Genomic DNA, 18257 nt, shown 5'->3' with positions numbered 1-18257 from the left:
GTCCCTGGATGATGATCAGGCAGTGAAAGCGTTGCGCGACAGCCAAGCCAGGTACGTCTGCACGTCCACCGGCCAGAGCGCGATCTTGTTGGAAAAGTCTGCGGCGTTGTGGGCAAACAGCGCCCGCGAAGCCTCTTCGAAACCCGGCAGGTCACCGCCGATGGCGCTCATGAAGCGATAGCTGGCCTCTTTGGCCTGGCGCATTTGATCACGACTGGCATGGGCATTGCGCGCTTCATCCACCAACCGCCGCAACGCAGCCGACGCACCGCCACGCTGCTGGCTCAACCACTCCCAATGGCGCGGTAGCAAAGTCACTTCGCGGGCGACCACGCCCAGCTTGGGGCGCCCGACCGCAGGGGACGTCGGCGGCTCATCTGGTGCCTCTGAGGGCGCGGGTAGCTCGGGTGCATAACCCGGGGGCCAAGGGTAATCGACCTGGGTGCCGGTGGCATCGTCGAATACCAAGAAGCTGCCGGCCGGCAGATCAAGGTCTGCCAACGCCTGGGCAACGTGGGCATAGGGACCGTCCGCCACACGTCGGTGGTGAACGAAAGCGGTGCAACGAGGGGGATGTTGAGAATTCATGATTTATACCCGGGTAGTATTTGTTTTACCCGGGTTATATTAAAGGGGAATTTTCAGACTGCAAGTCTTATTGCGCAGAACTACCGAGCGTATGCCCTACCCCGCGGTTTTTCCGTGGCCGTCATGGGGCAATTGCCCGACCGGGCAGGCGGCGACGCCCACGGTGCCGCGGGTGATTTTCTCCACGTTCTCCTGGGCTTTTTGCGCATCGAGCACCCAGGTGCGGTAGAACTCGAACGGACAATCGGCCACGCCTTTGTCGCCATCGCCCGAAGCATGCATACCGGTGTAGCCGCGGTGCAGCAGCTTGAACAGGTGGTTCTGCGACTGGTCATTGGCCCGCGCATCGCGGATCTGCGACACCGATAGCTGGGCGTACTGGATGCCCATCTCCTCTTCGCCGCATTCGCCTAGCGTGCGCCCGTCAAAACCGATGATCGCCGAGTGACCGAAGTACGAATACACACCATCAAACCCGGCGGCGTTGGCCACCGCCACGTAGCAGTTATTGGCCCAGGCCATGCTCTTGGACATCAGCACTTGCTGCTCCTTGGCCGGGTACATGTAGCCCTGGCAGCGCACGATCAACTCGGCGCCCTTCATCGCGCAATCGCGCCAGATCTCCGGATAGTTGCCGTCATCGCAGATGATCAGGCTGATTTGCATGCCTTTGGGCCCATCGCAGACGTAGGTGCGGTCGCCCGGGTACCAGCCTTCGATGGGGCACCAGGGAATGCACTTGCGATAACGCTGCACGATCTCGCCGAGGTTATTGATCAGCACCAGGGTGTTATAGGGCGCCTTGTGCGGATGCTCTTCGTGGCGTTCGCCGGTCAGGGAAAACACGCCCCAGGTGTTGGCCTGGCGACACGCGGCGGAAAAGATCGCGGTCTCTTCGCCGGGGATGCTTGCGGCGGTGGCCATCATCTCGTCGCGGTCGTACATGATGCCCATGGTGCTGTATTCCGGGAACACCACCAGGTCCATGCCCGGCAGGCCCTGCTTCATGCCGAGGATCATCTCGGCAATCTTCTTCGCGTTCTCGATGACCTCGGCCTTGCTGTGCAGGCGCGGCATCTTGTAGTTCACCACCGCGACACCGACGGTGTCCGGGCTGCTGGAAATATCGCCATGACGCATTGCAATGCTCCTGGTCTAGTGACTGATCATCCACGGCCGTGGACCGGTCTTGGTCTTGAGGCCCAGCGGGTTGGCCTTGCTCGGCAGCACCTTTTTGCTGGTGCCGCAGCAACTGCAACCGGCCGGATGGCGACGGTTTTCCTGGTACTCGCCGACCGTTTGCGGCGCGTTGGCGCTGCGCTCGTTGCCGGCGATGGCCTTGCGCTGGTTGGTCGACAACAGCTGCAAGGCCGGGGCCGACACCTGCAACGGCCCTCCGGGCCCGGCGCAGTACGGGCACTGGCTGGGTTCGTTGCGCTGGGCGATCGGCCGCAACATCGTGAACGTGCCGCACGCCTCGCAGGCGTATTCGTAGGTCGGCATGGCTACAGGTCCGGTGCGATGGGCAGGTCGACGCTGCCGTCGAGGAACTTGGTGGGGCCGTTGGCGTTGGGGTTGATGTCGAACTCGAAGATTTCCGTAGGCAGCCACAAGGTCGCGCACGCATTCGGAATATCCACCACACCGCTGATATGCCCTTGTACCGGTGCCGAGCCAAGCAGCGCATAGCCCTGGGCCGGTGAGTAGCCGAACTTGGTCAGGTAGTTGATCGCATTCAGACACGCCTGGCGGTAGGCGATGTTGACGTCCAGGTAATGCTGCTGGCCCTGCTCGTCGACCGAGATGCCTTCGAAGATCAGGTAATTCTTGTAGTTCGGCGTGATCGGGCTCGGCTTGAACACCGGGTTCTTGATCCCGTACTTGGCCATGCCGCCCTTGATCAGCTCGACCTTCATATGCACCCAGCCGGCCATTTCGATGGCGCCGCAAAAGGTGATTTCGCCGTCGCCCTGGCTGAAGTGCAAGTCGCCCACCGACAGCCCGGCGCCCTTGACATAGACCGGAAAGAAGATCTTCGAGCCGCGGGACAAATCCTTGATATCGCAGTTACCGCCATGCTCACGCGGCGGCACGGTGCGCGCGCCGGTGGCGGCGGCATCGTCGCGGGCCTGGCCCTTGAGCTTGCCCATGTGCGCGGTGGCGGCCAGCGGCGCGTTGGCCAGCGGCGGGACACGGGTGGGGTTGGTGTCGATCAGTTCCTGTTCGCGACGGTTCCAGTCGGCGAGCATCACCGGGTCCGGCAGGCAGCCGATCAGGCCAGGGTGGATCAGGCCGGCGAAGTTCACCCCTGGAATATGCCGCGAGCTGGTGAACATGCCCTTGAAGTCCCAGATCGCCTTTTGCGCACTGGGGAAGTGATCGGTGAGAAAGCCACCGCCGTTCTGCCGCGAGAAAAAGCCGTTGAAGCCCCACTGCGAATCGGCCTTGGCGCCGATGTCGAGCAGGTCCACCACCAGCAAATCGCCCGGCTCGGCGCCGTGTACACCCACCGGGCCGGACAGGTAATGCACGGTGGACAGGTCCACATCGCGCACGTCGCTGGCGTCGTCGTTGTTCTTGATCGCCCCGGCGGTCCAGTCGTAGGTTTCGAGGATGAAGTCATCGCCCGGCTTGACCCAGCAGGCCATTGGGATATCTGGGTGCCAACGGTTGTGGATCTGCTCGTTTTCGGTGACGGGTTGGTTGAGGTCGACTTTGATCAGCGTTTCGGTCATGGACTGGCTCCTGGACGGATGGCTTGTGGCGTTGAAACCAGTCTCGTGGAGCGAGGTAAAACGGGAAATACGTTGGATGACGTATGGCTCTGCCAGAGAGTGAAACCCAAACAAAAATGTAGGAGCCGGCTTGCCAGCGAAGGTCGTTAACGATGACGCGCGTCGCCAGAATGAACGCGGCGCCTGGGCGTTTTTCGCCGGCAAGCCGGCTCCTACAGGTGGGTTCGCAGCCCTGCTTTTCTGTAGGAGCTGGCTTGCCAGCGAAGGTTGTTAACGATGACGCGCGTCGCCAGGATGAACGCGGCGCCTGGGCGTTTTCTACAGGTGGGTTCGCAGCCCTGTTTTTCTGTAGGAGCTGGCTTGCCAGCGATGGTCGTTAACGATAACGCGCGTCGCCAGGATGAACGCGGCGCCTGGGCGTTTTTCGCCGGCAAGCCGGCTCCTACAGGTGGCTTCACAGCCCTGCGTTTCTGTAGGAGCTGGCTTGCCAGCGAAGGTCGTTAACGATGACGCACATCGCCAGGATGAACGCGGCGCCTGGGCGTTTTTCGCCGGCAAGCCGGCTCCTACAGGTCGGTTCGCAGCCCTGCTTTTCTGTAGGAGCTGGCTTGCCAGCGAAGGTCGTTAACGATAACGCGCATCGCCAGGATGAACGAGGCGCCTGGGCGTTTTTCGCCGGCAAGCCGGCTCCTACAGGGGGGGTCGCAGGTGTGCTTTTCTGTAGGAGCTGGCTTGCCAGCGAAGGTCGTTAACGATGACGCGCATCGCCAGGATGAACGCGGCGCCTGGGCGTTTTTCGCCGGCAAGCCGGCTCCTACAGGTGGGTTCGCAGCCCTGCTTTTCTGTAGGAGCTGGCTTGCCAGCGAGGGTCGTTAACGATGACGTGCATCGCCAGGATGAACGCGGTGCCTGGGCGTTTTTCGCCGGCAAGCCGGCTCCTACAGGTGGGTTCGCAGCCCTGCTTTTCTGTAGGAGCTGGCTTGCCAGCGAAGGTCGTTAACGATGACGCACGTCGCCAGGATGAACGCGGCGCCTGGGCGTTTTTCGCCGGCAGGTTCGCAGGTGTGCGTTTCTGTAGGAGCTGGCTTGCCAGCGAAGGTCGTTAACGATGACGCGCGTCGCCAGGATGAACGCGGTGCCTGGACGTTTTTCGCCGGCAGGTTCGCAGGTGTGCTTTTCTGTAGGAGCTGGCTTGCCAGCGAAGGTCGTTAACGATGACGCACGTCGCCAGGATGAACGCGGTGCCTGGGCGTTTTTCGCCGGCAAGCCGGCTCCTACAGGTCGGTTCGCAGCCCTGCGTTTCTGTAGGAGCTGGCTTGCCAGCGAAGGTCGTTAACGATGACGCGCGTCGCCAGGATGAACGCGGCGCCTGGGCGTTTTTCGCCGGCAAGCCGGCTCCTACAATCGGTCGCTGCTAGACGGACAGGTAGCGGCTGATGGTTGCCTCGTCCACCCGGTCCCGGGTTTCTTCGATCACGAAGCGGCCCTTTTCGATCACCAAAAAGCGGTCGGCGATTTCCAGGGTGAACGACAGCACCTGCTCCGAGACCACGATGGTCAGGTCCCTTAAGTTGCGAATCTCCTTCAGCGTGCGGGCAATGTCCTTGATGATCGACGGCTGGATGCCCTCCGTCGGCTCATCCAGCAGCAGCACCTTGGGGTTGGTCGCCAGCGCCCGCGCAATCGCCAACTGTTGCTGTTGCCCGCCGGACAGGTTGCCGCCCTTGCGCGACTGCATGTCGTAGAGCACCGGGAACAGCGCGTACAAATCCTCCGGCACCTTGCCCCGCGCCGAGGCCGGCAGGCCGGTCTGGATATTTTCCAACACCGTCATGCTCGGAAAAATCATGCGGCCCTGGGGGACGTAGGCAATCCCGCGCTCAACCCGTTCATGGGTTTCCAGCGCCGACACATCGTGCCCGTCCACGCTGACCTGGCCTTTCCACTGCGGCAGGATGCCCATCAAGCTCTTGAACAACGTGGTCTTGCCCATGCCGTTGCGGCCCATCACCGCGACGATCTCGCGCTTGGCCACGTTCAGGTCCAGGTCGTGGAGGATCTGGCTCTGCCCGTAGCCGCAGGACAACTGGTCGATCTTGAACATGCCGGACTCCTCAGTGGCCCAAATACACTTCGATGACTTTCGGATTACTTTGCACCGACTCCATGCTGCCCTCGGCGAGTACCTTGCCCTGGTGCAGCACCGTGACCTTGTGGGCGATGCTTTTGACAAACTCCATGTCGTGCTCGATCACCAGCACCGAGCGGCCCTGGCTGATGCGCTTGAGCAGCTCGGCGGTTTGCGCGCGTTCATTGACGCTCATGCCGGCCACCGGTTCGTCGAGCATCAGCAGCTCGGGGTCCTGCATCAACAGCATGCCGATCTCCAGCCACTGCTTTTGCCCGTGGGACAGCAAGTCCGCCTGTTGTTGCAGCAAATCGCCAAGGAAGATCTCCCGCGCCACCTCTTCCACCCGTGCGATCACCTGGGCATTGCGCTTGAAAAACAGCGCACCCCAGACCTTGCGCCCGGCCGGATAGGACATCTCGAGGTTCTCGAACACCGTGAGGTTTTCGTAGATCGACGGGTTCTGGAACTTGCGTCCGACCCCGGCGCGCACGATGTTGTACTCGCGCATCGTGGTCAGTTCCTGGCCGTCGAACTGGATGCTGCCGCTGGTGGCGCGGGTCTTGCCGCAGATCAGGTCGAGCACCGTGGTCTTGCCGGCACCGTTGGGGCCGATGACCACGCGCACTTCGTTGCGGTCGATATACAGGTTGAGGTTGTCGACCGCCTTGAAGCCGTCGAATGACACGGTAAGACCTTCGATGGCCAGCACCGGTTTGTTCATTTCAAAGCCGACGGCGGTCATGGCTGGGTCTCCAGGATTTTGCTTTCAGTCTTGGGCTTGACCAGCGGCGCCACGGCTTGCACCGGTGGTTGACGGCGCAGCAGCCGGGCCAATGCCTGCCGACCATGGCTGTCCCACAAGCCGGCCAGGCCATTGGGGAAGTACATGACCACGGCGATGAACAGCCCGCCCATCAGGTACAGCCACAGCTCGGGAAAGGACTCGGAAAAGTAGGTCTTGCCATAGTTCACCAGCAGCGCGCCGTACACCGCGCCGAGCAGCGACATGCGCCCGCCCACGGCGGCAAAGATCACCATCTCGATCGACGGCACGATGCCCACGAACGACGGCGACATAAAGCCCACCTGCAACGCGAACATGGCCCCGCCAATCGCCGAGAACGCCGCGGCCACGCAGAACACAAAGATCTTGAAGCTGGCCACGTCATACCCGGAAAAGCGCACGCGCTCTTCCTTGTCGCGCATCGCCATCAACAACCGGCCAAGCTTGGACGCGAGGATGAAGCGGCCGATGAAAATGCAACCGAACAGCAAGCCGGCGTTGATGAAGTACAGGAGCAGCTTCGCGCTGTCGGTGCGCAGGTCCCAGCCGAGCAGGGTCTTGAGGTCGGTGATGCCATTGACGCCGCCGGTCAGCCCTTGCTGGCCGACGATCAATACCGTGAGGATCAGCGCAATCGCCTGCGTGACGATGGAGAAGTACACATCGCCCACGCGCCGCTTGAACAAGGCCATGCCGATAATGAATGCGAGCAGCACCGGCACCGCAATCACCGCCACCAGGGTAAAGCTGAAACTGTGAAACGGTTGCCACAACCAGGGCAGTTCGGTGATCTGGTTCCAATCCATGAAGTCCGGGATGCCCGGCGTGGACTGGATCTTGGTGCTTTCCGGGTCGGACGCTTCCAGCTTGAGGAACATCGCCATGCAGTAGCCGCCGACGCCGAAGAACACGCCCTGCCCCAGGCTGAGAATGCCGCCATAGCCCCAGCACAGCACCAGCCCCACCGCGACAAACGCGTAGGTCAGGTACTTGCCGACCATGTTCAGCCGGAACGCATCCAGGGTCAGGGGGAACACCACGAGAATCAGCAGCGCCAGCAGCGCGATGCCGATCAGGTTTTGCTGGCCGCCCAGCAGCTTGTCTAAAGCCTTCATCTGCTCGCCTCTACTTGCGCACTTTGATGGAGAACAACCCTTGCGGGCGCAGCATCAGGATCAGAATCACCGAGGACAAGGTCAGCACCTTGGCCATCGAGCCACTGAGGAAAAACTCCGACAGCGATTGCGTCTGGGCGATCACGAACGCCGAGGCAATGGTGCCGAACAGGCTTTGCGCGCCGCCGAACACCACCACCAGAAAGGTGTCGACGATGTACTGCGAACCCGCCGTCGGCCCGGTGGAACCGATGGTGGTGAACGCCGCACCGGCCACCCCGGCCACGCCGCAACCGAGGGCGAAGGTCATGCGGTCGACCTTGCGCGTATTGATCCCGACCGCGCGGCTCATCAGGCGATTCTGCACCGTCGCACGCACCTGCAGGCCCCAACGCGAGCGGTACAGCATCAGGAAGATCGCCGCCGTCAGCAGCACGGTCAGGGCCATCATGAACAGGCCGTTACGCGGGATTTCAATCGCGTCGGTGAAGTTCACCGAGCCCATCAGCCAGGCCGGCGGCTCGGCGCTGACCTCCCGGGCGCCGAACACCGAGCGGAAGGTTTGCTGCATCACCAGGGACAGGCCCCAGGTTGCCAGCAAGGTATCCAGCGGCCGCTTGTACAAGCGGCTGATCATCGCCCATTCCACCAACCAGCCCACCGCGCCGGCAACGAGGAACGACAGGGCAATGGCGAAGAAGAAGTAATAGGGTTGAAAACTCGGCGCAAAGTGCGCGGTGAGGCTGGAACACACGTAGGTGGTGTAGGCGCCGATGGTCAGGAATTCTCCGTGGGCCATGTTGATCACGCCCATCTGGCCGAAAATGATCGCCAGCCCCAACGCCATCAGCAACAGCACGCAGAACACGGACAAGCCGTTGAACCCCTGCATCGCCGCGATGGCTCCAAATTCCGATAGCCATTCCATGATGATGGTCTCCTGAGAGCGGGAGGTGATAGTTGGAATGCGATGTGCTTTTGCTCTATGTGGGAGGGGGCTTGCCCCCGATAGCGGTGGCTCAGTTATAGAAATGTCGACTGACACTCCGCTATTGGGGGCAAGCCCCTCCCACATTTGAATCGGTGTGCTTGAAGGTTATTGGTAACCCTTTGGAAACGGGTTCGGTTCGATCAGATCCGACTCGTAGATCACCTTGAACTGGCCGTTGGGCTGCACTTCACCGATGCGCGACTTGCTCCACAGGTGGTGGTTCTCGTGAATCTTCACGTAGCCTTCGGGCGCGGTTTTCAGTTCGATGCCTGGGGAGGCGGCGACGACTTTATCCACGTCGAAACTGCCGGCCTTCTCCACCGCCGCTTTCCACAGCCATGGGCCGAGGTAAGCCGCCTGGGTCACATCGCCGATCACCGCATCCTTGCCGTACTTGGCCTTGAAGGCTTCGACGAAGGCTTTGTTGTTCGGGTTGTCCAGGCTCTGGAAGTACTTCATCGAGGCATAGAAGCCGGCCATGTTTTCGCCGCCGATGCCGAGCAGTTCGTCTTCGGTCACCGACAGGGTCAACAGGGTTTGCTTGGACGCATTCACGCCCGCCGCGTTGAGCTGTTTGTAGAACGCCACGTTGGAACCGCCCACCACGGCGGCGAAGACCACGTCAGGCTTTTTCAGCTTGACCTTGTTGATCAGCGAACCGAACTGGGTGTTGCCCAGCGGGTAGTAGTCTTCGCCGACCACGGTGCCGTGCAGTACGTTCTCAATGTGCTTGCGCGCGATCTTCATCGACGTGCGCGGCCAGATGTAATCGGAGCCAACCAGGTAGAAGGTCTTGGCGCCTTTGGTCTTGGCGATCCAATCCAGGCTGGCGAGGATCTGTTGGGTGGCTTCCTGCCCGGTGTAGATCACGTTTTTCGACTGTTCCAGGCCTTCGTAGAAGGTCGGGTAGTAGAGCAGGCCGTTTTCTTTCTCGAAGATCGGCAGCACGGCTTTACGCGAGGCCGAGGTCCAGCAGCCGAACACGGCGGCGACTTTGTCGTTGACCAACAGCTTCTTGGCCTTTTCGGCGAAGGTCGGCCAGTCGGAGGCGCCGTCCTCCTGGATCACTTTGATCTGGCGTCCCAGAATCCCGCCCGAGGCGTTGATTTGCTCGATGGCCAGGCGTTCGGCCTGGATCGAGCCGGTCTCGGAGATAGCCATGGTGCCGGTGGCCGAGTGCAACTGGCCGACGGTGACTTCGGTCGGCGTCACGGCCAGGCCTTCGTTGTCGGCCAGCACGCCCTGGCTGAACAGCGCGGCCGCCAGCAACGACAGGGCCAACAACGGTTTGGAGCGGATCAATCGTGGTTCCATGGGGCGACTCCTCTGCAATGAGGGCTCCAGCATGGCGGCAGCGGGCCAGCGCGGGTATACGCAGCCTGACGTAACGCAGTACGTCATTTGACGTATGCCGTTGCGCACCAATGCAGGGCAGGATCGCGTCCGCCCAGCCACCGCTGACCCATGTGGGAGGGAGCTTGCTCCCGATGGCGGTGGGTCAGTCAACTGATTAGCGACTGACACAGCGTCATCGGGAGCAAGCTCCCTCCCACATCTGGCTCCCAGCGCAGTCGAGGGCATGGAACTTGCTCACTCCCTTCGTCCACTCTGCGGAGCCTCACCATCGTGCAATCCCCTCCCGGCACCCAGCGCATCGTCAAGATCCGCCGCGACTACAACTCCTGGGTCGCCGACGAGACCATGGAAGACTACGCCCTGCGCTACACCCCCAAATCCTTTCGCAAGTGGTCGGAGCTGCGCATCGCCAACACCGCCCTGGGCGCGGTGTCGTTCCTGGCGCTGGAGGCAATCGGCGGCGTCTTGGTGCTGAGTTACGGCTTCACCAACACCTTCTGGGCGATCCTGGCCATCAGCCTGGTGATCTTCCTCACCGGCCTGCCCATCAGCTATTACGCCGCCCGCTATGGCGTAGACATGGACTTGCTGACCCGTGGCGCCGGCTTCGGCTATATCGGTTCGACCATCACCTCGCTGATCTACGCCAGCTTCACCTTCCTGTTCTTCGCCCTGGAAGCGGCGATCATGGCGCTGGCACTGGAGTTGTATTTTCATATCCCGCTGGCCTTCGCCTATGTGATCTGCTCGCTGCTGGTGATTCCGCTGGTGGCCTACGGCGTCACGCTGATCAGTCGCCTGCAACTGTGGACCCAACCGCTGTGGCTGTTTTTGCTGGTGTTGCCGTATGGTTTCGTGTGGTGGAAAAACCCCGACGCGTTCAGCGACTGGACCAGCTTTGTCGGGCGCAGCGGCGACGGCGGCGGTTTCAACCTGCTGGCGTTCTGCGCCGCCTGTACCGTGGCGCTGTCGCTGGTGACGCAGATCGGCGAGCAAGTGGACTACCTGCGCTTTCTCCCGGAAAAGACCGCCGCCAACCGCAAGCGCTGGTGGGCCGCCCTGCTCTGCTCCGGCCCCGGCTGGATTATCCCCGGCGCGTTGAAGATGTTTGGCGGCGCGTTCCTGGCGTTCCTTGCCCTGCAACATGAAATCCCCATGGAACGCGCCGCCGAGCCGACCCAGATGTACCTGGTCGCCTTCCGTTATGTGTTCAGCTCGCCGGAGTGGGCCCTCGGTGCCATGGTGCTGTTCGTGTTCATCTCGCAGATGAAGATCAACCTGACCAACGCCTACGCCGGCTCCCTGGCCTGGTCGAACTTCTTCGCCCGCGTCACCCACAGTCACCCCGGGCGCGTGGTGTGGCTGGTGTTCAACGTGGCCATTGCGTTGATGCTGATGGAGCTGGGCGTGTTCGACGTGATCGATCAGGTGCTGGGGCTGTACGCGAATATTGCGATTGCCTGGATCGGTACATTGGTCGCCGACCTGGTGATCAACAAGCCCCTGGGACTGTCGCCCAAACACATCGAGTTCAAGCGCGCGCACCTCTACGACATCAATCCGGTGGGTGTCGGCTCGATGCTGATTGCCTCGCTGCTGTCGATCCTCGCCCACTTCGGCCTGTTTGGCGCCCTGGCCCAGGCCGCGCCGCCCTTTGTCGCCCTCGGCACGGCGCTGGTGATGGCGCCGCTGTTGGCCTGGATGACCCAAGGCAAGTACTACATCGCGCGCACCAGCGACGCCCAATTGATTCAACCAGTGGCACCCGCCACCCATGCGGTCTGCGGGCTGTGCAGCAACCCGTTCGAGACGGCGGACATGGCATTCTGCCCGGCCTACAGCACGCCCATCTGTTCGTTGTGTTGCTCATTGGATGCGCGCTGCGGCGACCGTTGCAAACCCCATGCGCGGCTGGTCAGCCAGTTCGAAGGCGTGCTGCGCCGGTTGCTGCCCAACAGCCTGATGCCACGCCTGCATACGCGGCTGGCCCATTACCTGGGGCTGTTATCGGTGCTGGTGCTGCTGCTCGCCGGCGCCCTGGCCTTGATCTACGTGCAGGCGGCCCAGGGTTTGCCGCATTCCGAGACCTTGTACCAGGCGTTCTTCAAAGCGTTCCTGACCCTGTCGGTGCTGGCCGCCGTGCTCGCCTGGTGGGTGGTGCTGACCCGCGAAAGCCGCCGCGTCGCCCAGCAGGAATCCGACCGCCAGACCCTGCTGCTGATGCAGGAAATCGACGCCCACAGCCTCACCGACCAGGCCCTGCAACAGGCCAAGGAAGCCTCGGAAGCCGCCAACGCCGCCAAGAGCCGCTACGTCACCGGGCTGTCCCACGAGCTGCGCACACCGCTGAACAGCATCCTCGGTTTCACCCAGATCCTGCAGCGCGACAGCGCCATGCCCGAGCAACACCAGGACGCGCTGGCGACCATCCTGCGCAGCGGCTCGCACTTGCTGTCATTGATCGACGGCCTGCTCGACGTGGCCAAGATCGAGGCCGGCAAGTTACGCCTGGAACTCACCGAAATCCCCTTCCCCGAACTGATCCACGACCTGGAGCAGATGTTCACCCCCCAAGCCCAGGACAAGGGCCTGCGCTTTCGCCTGGACTGCGTCGGCAAGATCCCCGCCGTGGTGCGCGGTGATGAAAAACGCGTGCGCCAGATCCTGATCAACCTGCTCGGCAATGCGGTGAACTTCACCGACAGCGGCGAAGTGTGCCTGCGGGTCAGCTACATGCGCGAGACCGCCAACTTTGAAATCATCGACACCGGCATCGGCATCGACCCCGGGCAGATCGAGCGGATCTTCCAACCGTTCGAGCGCGGCGACCTGATGCGCCAGGACAAAGGCGTAGGCCTGGGGCTGACCATCACGCGCATGCTCACCGCGCTGATGGGCGGCGAGCTACGCGTTACCAGCGAGCTGGACAAGGGCACCTGTTTCCAGGTGCGCCTGTTCCTGTCCCAGGTACGCGCGCCGCAGGCGGTGGTGCATGTGGAACACGACATCATCGGCTACCACGGCGCACGCCGGCGCATTCTGGTGGTGGACGACCATGTGGACCACCGCAAGGTGCTCAGCGGCATGCTCACACCTCTGGGCTTTGAGGTGATCCAGGCGAGCAACGGCCAGGATGCGATTCGCCAGGTCGCGCTGCTGGCGCCGGACCTGATCCTGATGGACCTGTCGATGCCGACCCTGGACGGCCTGGAAACCAGCCGGCTGATCCGCCGCAATGCGCTGTCCACCGCGCCGATCATCGTGATCTCGGCCAACGCCTTTACCGACGACCGCGAGCGCAGCATCGCCGCCGCCTGCAACGACTACCTGGCCAAGCCGGTGCGTACCCCGGAACTGCTCGGACGCCTGCAACAACACCTCGGCCTGCAATGGCTGCGACGCACCAAAACCTTCGTCGCGCCGCCACCGCCCAGCGTGCTGCCGAGCGCCGACGACCTCGCCGTGCTCGCCGAACTCAGCGCGATCGGCTACGTGCGGGGCCTGCACGAAAAACTCGACACGATCCTCGAACACCGCCCGGACGCCGCACCGTTCATCAGCAAAGTGCGCGGGTTGCTCAAGGGTTTCCGCCTGGATGAACTCAACCGAACCCTCAAGGAGGCCGAAGATGAATGTACTCACCCGTAGCACTGAACCCGGCGTGGTACTGATCGTCGACGACACCCCGGACAACCTGGCCATGCTCTCCGACGCCCTCGACGACGCCGGCTACATGGTGCTGGTGGCGCTCGACGGGCTCAGCGCGCTGAACCGCGTGCAACGCCGGCGCCCGGACCTGATCCTGCTGGACGCGATGATGCCGGGCCTGGACGGTTTCGAGACCTGCCGCCGGCTCAAGGCGTTACCTGCCAGCGCGGACATCCCGGTGGTGTTCATGACTGGGCTGACCGACAGCAAGCATGTGGTGCAAGGCTTTGAAGTGGGCGGCAGCGACTACGTGACCAAGCCGATCCAGACCGACGAGGTGCTGGCGCGGGTGGCGGCGCATTTACGCACCTCGCGCATCCTGCTGTCGGCGCGGGCGGCGACGCAACCGAGTGTGTTGACCCTGGAGGATGAGCCGGCGCACAAGCTGTTGTCGGCACGCTTTCAACTGACCGAGCGCGAGGTCGAGGTGCTGCGCTGGGTGGCGTGCGGCAAGACCAATCGGGACATCGGCGATATCTTGGGGCTGAGCCCGCGGACGGTGAACAAGCACCTGGAACATGTGTATGTGAAGTTGGGGGTGGAGACGCGCACGGCGGCGACGTCGGTGGCCTTGGCCGCGATGAGCCCGAGCCGGGCGCCCATGTTGGCGACGCTTTAATGTGGGGGCTGGCCAGTGCCCGCATCGGCTTGTCGTTGCTTGTGTATGCCAGCCAGTTCGGCGTCATCCTCAATGAGTTGTTCAACCGGGCCGAAACAGCGGCGCATCACCGTCACCAGCTCCGGATCAAAATGCACGCCCGATTGCTCAAGAATATAGGCCTGCGCCCGTTCAGGGCTCCAGGCCCGCTTATAGGGACGTTCCATACGCAGCGCGTCATAGACATCACACAACGCGACAATCCTTGCCGACAGCGGAATGTCCTTTCCGGCAAGCCCTTGCGGATAGCCGCTGCCGTCCCATTTTTCATGGTGACCATAGGCAATGTCCGCGGCCATATCGGTCAGGTCTGTGGCGTGTGCATCTTGCAGGATTGCATGGCCGATGCGCGGATGCTCCATCATCTGCTGGCGTTCCGGCACGGTTAATGGGCCTTCCTTGTGCAAGATCCGATCAGGAATGCCGATTTTCCCCAAGTCATGCATCGGCGCCGCCAATCGAATCAGCTCGCACCACCTCTGCGGCATACCGATTGCTTCGGCCATCAAGGCCGCAGTTTCGCCAATGCGCAATACATGGGCGCCCGTTTCATCATCGCGATAGCAGGCCGCACGACTCAATGCGCGGATCATGGCGCAATAACTTTCCTGCAACTGAGCGGTGCGCTCAAACACCCTTTGCTCCAACTCGCTGTTCAGGTCTTGCAGTTGGCGGGTGGCATGGGACAAGCGCAGAGCGTTGCGTATGCGCAATAGCAGCTCAGGCAAATCCAACGGTTTGGTCAGATAATCGTTGGCCCCCAGTTCAAGGCCGAGACGCCGACTTTGCGGCTCGCTCAATGCCGTCAAGATAATCACGGGAGACCTTGAGCGATTGCGATCGCTGAGTTGGCGCAGAATCTCAAACCCATCGGGCGCGGGCATATCCAGATCCAATAGCAGCAAATCCCACGGTTGCTCTTTGAGCCAAACCAGCCCGCTGGCCGAGTCGGCGAAACTCAAGACGTTGCGCAAACCAAAGGCTTTCAGGCTGGACTCCAGCAAGCGCAGGTTCGCAGCCACGTCATCGATAATCACAATTCGGGTATCGGCGGGGATATCACTGAACATTCGGTTTCTCCACTTGCATCATCGCGCGTATGAGTTCGCGTAGCTCATTGGGTTCCAGCGGTTGTTTAAGCACTGCTTGAAACTCACACCCCAACGTCGCGAGCAGGTGTGGTGATGTACACAGCAGAATAAGAAGGATTTGATCGCCACCTGGCAAACGTCGTAACCGCGACAGCGCATCGATCAAGTCATTTCCCAGTAAGTCACAGTCAATCAGCATGACGTCCGGCGCCGTGTCGCGCCGTACCTGCTCCAGACACTGCGCAAGCGTTCCGTGGCGCAGTTCCACCATGCCCGTCAACGTGTCTTCAAGACAGCGCAGCGTCTCCTCGTCCTGCCCCACGAAACACAGCGAGAACAAGCGCTTATGGACCTTGGTTGCCGCGATGCCTTGGGGCAGATCGACCCAAAAGCGACTGCCGACGCCCGTTTCGCTGATGAGCCCCATGCTGCCGTTCATCAACGTGGCGAGTTCTCGGCACAACGCAAGGCCGATACCGGTGCCTTGGATCGCGGTGTTTTCCTGGCCCAAACGCTGGAACGGCTCGAACAACGCGCCTTGCAGGGCCGCGGAAATACCTGCGCCGCCATCTTCGACAAACACCCGCACGCGCCCCTTGTCATGGAGTTCAGCCCCCATGAACAAGCGACCGTGAGGGCGGTTGTACTTGATGGCGTTGGACAGCAGGTTCAGCAGGATCTGGCGCAGGCGCCTGGCATCGGCCAGCACACTCAGCGCGGGGCTCGTCGACTGCAACTCAAGGTCAAGACCCGCAGCCTTGGCCTGGGAACGGACCATTTCGGCACATTCGCGCATCAGTCCGTCGACCTCCAGGACACGCATCTGCAAGCGCGGCGCCTCCGCCTGCAGGCTCGACCAGTCGAGCAAATCGTCGACCAGGTGAGCCAGGTGCTGGCTGGCGCCCAGGATCTCATCAAGGGATTTGGCCTCCTCCTGCCCATCGGCCACTTGCAGGCGCAATAACTGGGCGAATCCATGAATCGAATTCAGCGGTGTGCGTAATTCGTGGCTCATGCTGGAGATAAAACGCGACTTCGCCTTGCTCGCCCCTTGCGCTTCAAGGGTACGGCGACGCAGATCCTCTTCAACCTGTTTAAGCGTGTCGATATCGACAAACGTACCTGCGGATAAACGCATGCGCGCATCGGGAGACTCGATCAGGCGTCCACGGCACAAAAACCAGATTGGCGAGCCATCGGGCCGCAATAAACGTAACTCCAGGTCGATCACCGACGCGGTGCCGGTGCGCAACGCGTTGAGTGCCTGATCAAGCGCCTGCACATCTTCGGGGTCGACGTGATCGTAAAAACAGAAGCGCTCCAGTTGGCACGCTGGCACCCCGAAACGCGTGCAGAACGCTTCGCTCAACGACAGGCGGTCAGTATCCAGGCGGTATTCCCAGAGCCCGGCGGTGATGCTTTCAACGACAAGATTGAGGCGGTTCTGCGCCGCGTTGCGCCGTGCTTCACTGGATGACAGTTGGGCGCCCATTGACAGCACGTTGCCCGCCATTTCATCCAGCTCACGAATGCTCGAACGCGCGCGCTGCGGGAGCCACTGGCCGTTGCCAATTTGCTGCAGCATGTCTCTGATATCGCGGATCGGCCGCCGCAGGCTATGGCTCAATTTGCGCGCACGAATCCACATGTAACTGAAGAATGCGAGGTAAAACATCACCAGGCCGGCAATCATCAAATAGCCGATGTTGCGGTAATGGAGCGCCAAGCTGTTCGTGGCCGCCATGACGTCTTCTTCATCGGCGACCGCCAGCAATCGCCAGCCCGCCGGCTTCACTTCGGCCCATGCGACCAGATGGGAGCGCCCGTTGAGCACGATTTCGGCGCTGCCACGACTATTGCGCGCGACAGCGGCCGCCAACTCCCGAGGGTCCACCGCATCGATCAGATTTGAACCCGCAAGGTTGACCGCGCCTTCATTCGTGGCCTTTGCCCCCGAACCACTCCAGTTGCCTTTTTCAAAGTCATGTTCGGCTTCGGGCGGTAACACCATGATCTTCATGTCCGCGCCGACGAGCATCAAGTACCCGCCCCACGGCACCTTAAGCGTGGAAATTTCTTTCAGCAGATCGCCCACGGTGATATCCAGCCCGACCACGCCTTCGAGAAAGTTGCGCTCATAAACAGGCGCGATCGCGGACATCATCAAGCCATGACCCGCCGGGTCGAGGTAGACGTCAGTCCAGCGAACCCCTCGCTGCGGGTTATGTTCGGCATCGGCCAGATAATAAAAGTTATAACCGGGTATCTGCATATCATGCGGATATTGTTCATCGGCACGAATCCACGGATAAATCCGGTTGTAACTGTCCCACGTATTGAAATAGACACTGGCGACCATCGCTTCATGATCTTTGATCGCACGCATCAATGGGTCGAGGCTGGACAACTTCTGCACTTTACCCAGGTTCTGTTGCGCGACAGGTGTGACCGACGAGTAGAACGACGCCGCTCCGCCCAGGTCTTTTCCACTGTAAAGAGCCCCATCAGCAGAAGTGCTTAATGTTTCACTCAAGGGTGTTGAAGCGGCACGCAGTGAGTTAGCCGTCATATCCGCAAATAGCTGAGTGACATCGGCGATGTGGGTTAATTGATCTTGGATGATTCGGGTGTTTTGGTCGGCAGTTGCGCCAAGGCTTTCAATTGCACTGCGTTCCAAATAATCGAGTTGCGATACACGGATCGCCTGATTGGTCAGCAGGTAACAAGCAATCAGAATCGTCTCCACCAGGACCAACGGGATTAATGCACTCTGCATGAACGCCCGCCAGATCCACTGACGCAAGCCTATTTGAGAAGAGCTTTCATTCACTACCAGCACTCCTGCAAATGGCATCAGCCTGTTATTTGTATAGTGGCAATACGATGTCAAAAAAACGATAGCTCATTCGGTGAAACGTTTCCATACTTTTTATGAGGGCAATCATTGAAAATGACTGGAGCGCTGTACTGCGCGCCGCAAGCGAAATGGAAGAATCAAGCGCGGCGGTCAATCGTCTGCTGACTGGGCTTGGCTCGCATCAAGGCGGATAAATCCAGGGCAAACAGCTTCCGCGTTTAGGCAGACACCATCGCACCAAGC

Annotated in this window: 13 protein-coding genes; 2 read left to right on the top strand and 11 right to left on the bottom strand. The window is 61.2% G+C overall.

Annotated features, from left to right (window positions below):
• Window positions 1-15: 15 nt before the first annotated feature.
• The 9 genes from RGV59_RS18510 to urtA form a co-directional block, all read right to left on the bottom strand.
• Entirely contained in the window at window positions 16-588 is a 573-nt protein-coding gene (locus RGV59_RS18510; protein WP_126586078.1) for a DUF2239 family protein, read from the bottom strand.
• A gap of 96 nt (window positions 589-684) precedes the next feature.
• Complete coding sequence (locus RGV59_RS18505; RefSeq protein ID WP_126586076.1) at window positions 685-1728, bottom strand: aliphatic amidase; 1044 nt, start codon at window positions 1726-1728, stop codon at window positions 685-687.
• A 15-nt stretch (window positions 1729-1743) separates the two neighbouring features.
• Entirely contained in the window at window positions 1744-2091 is a 348-nt protein-coding gene (locus tag RGV59_RS18500) for an FmdB family zinc ribbon protein (RefSeq protein ID WP_046383751.1), read from the bottom strand.
• Between the two features lie 2 nt (window positions 2092-2093).
• On the bottom strand, window positions 2094-3323 hold the full coding sequence (fmdA, locus tag RGV59_RS18495; protein WP_046383752.1) for a formamidase: 1230 nt from the start codon (window positions 3321-3323) through the stop codon (window positions 2094-2096).
• 1414 nt (window positions 3324-4737) lie between these two features.
• Window positions 4738-5427 carry an urea ABC transporter ATP-binding subunit UrtE gene (gene urtE / locus RGV59_RS18490; protein WP_046383753.1) on the bottom strand — a complete coding sequence of 230 codons (690 nt, stop codon included), beginning with the start codon at window positions 5425-5427 and terminating at the stop codon, window positions 4738-4740.
• A 10-nt stretch (window positions 5428-5437) separates the two neighbouring features.
• Complete coding sequence (urtD, locus tag RGV59_RS18485; protein WP_046383754.1) at window positions 5438-6196, bottom strand: urea ABC transporter ATP-binding protein UrtD; 759 nt, start codon at window positions 6194-6196, stop codon at window positions 5438-5440.
• The gene (gene urtC, locus RGV59_RS18480; RefSeq protein WP_126586067.1) at window positions 6193-7353 is read right to left on the bottom strand and encodes an urea ABC transporter permease subunit UrtC; all 1161 of its coding nucleotides are present in this window, start codon (window positions 7351-7353) and stop codon (window positions 6193-6195) included. Before urtC ends, urtD begins: the two co-directional genes overlap by 4 nt.
• A gap of 10 nt (window positions 7354-7363) precedes the next feature.
• The gene (gene urtB, locus RGV59_RS18475; RefSeq protein ID WP_010564283.1) at window positions 7364-8281 is read right to left on the bottom strand and encodes an urea ABC transporter permease subunit UrtB; all 918 of its coding nucleotides are present in this window, start codon (window positions 8279-8281) and stop codon (window positions 7364-7366) included.
• 168 nt (window positions 8282-8449) lie between these two features.
• Window positions 8450-9658, bottom strand: a complete 1209-nt coding sequence (gene urtA / locus RGV59_RS18470) for an urea ABC transporter substrate-binding protein (protein ID WP_024074866.1) — start codon at window positions 9656-9658, stop codon at window positions 8450-8452.
• A 312-nt stretch (window positions 9659-9970) separates the two neighbouring features.
• On the opposite strand from urtA, the gene RGV59_RS18465 reads away from it, so the two are divergent.
• Together RGV59_RS18465 and RGV59_RS18460 are read left to right on the top strand one after the other, a co-directional pair.
• Window positions 9971-13348, top strand: a complete 3378-nt coding sequence (locus RGV59_RS18465; protein WP_126586065.1) for an ATP-binding protein — start codon at window positions 9971-9973, stop codon at window positions 13346-13348.
• The gene (locus RGV59_RS18460) at window positions 13329-14027 is read left to right on the top strand and encodes a response regulator (RefSeq protein ID WP_046383757.1); all 699 of its coding nucleotides are present in this window, start codon (window positions 13329-13331) and stop codon (window positions 14025-14027) included. Before RGV59_RS18465 ends, RGV59_RS18460 begins: the two co-directional genes overlap by 20 nt.
• Here RGV59_RS18460 and RGV59_RS18455 read toward each other — a convergent pair.
• Together RGV59_RS18455 and RGV59_RS18450 are read right to left on the bottom strand one after the other, a co-directional pair.
• A complete protein-coding gene (locus tag RGV59_RS18455; protein ID WP_046383758.1) occupies window positions 14024-15136 on the bottom strand; it encodes an HD domain-containing phosphohydrolase in 1113 nt (370 codons plus the stop codon). The two genes, RGV59_RS18460 and RGV59_RS18455, sit on opposite strands and share 4 nt — an antisense overlap.
• Window positions 15126-17987 (bottom strand): ATP-binding protein, encoded by a 2862-nt coding sequence (locus tag RGV59_RS18450; RefSeq protein WP_312023629.1) that lies wholly within the window; start codon window positions 17985-17987, stop codon window positions 15126-15128. Before RGV59_RS18450 ends, RGV59_RS18455 begins: the two co-directional genes overlap by 11 nt.
• Window positions 17988-18257 lie beyond the last annotated feature (270 nt).

This window comes from Pseudomonas sp. FG1, assembly GCF_034313875.1.
GTDB lineage: Bacteria > Pseudomonadota > Gammaproteobacteria > Pseudomonadales > Pseudomonadaceae > Aquipseudomonas > Aquipseudomonas veronii.
The sequence above is the reverse complement of the archived record's forward strand: the minus strand, read 5'-3'. Positions and strand labels throughout refer to the sequence as shown.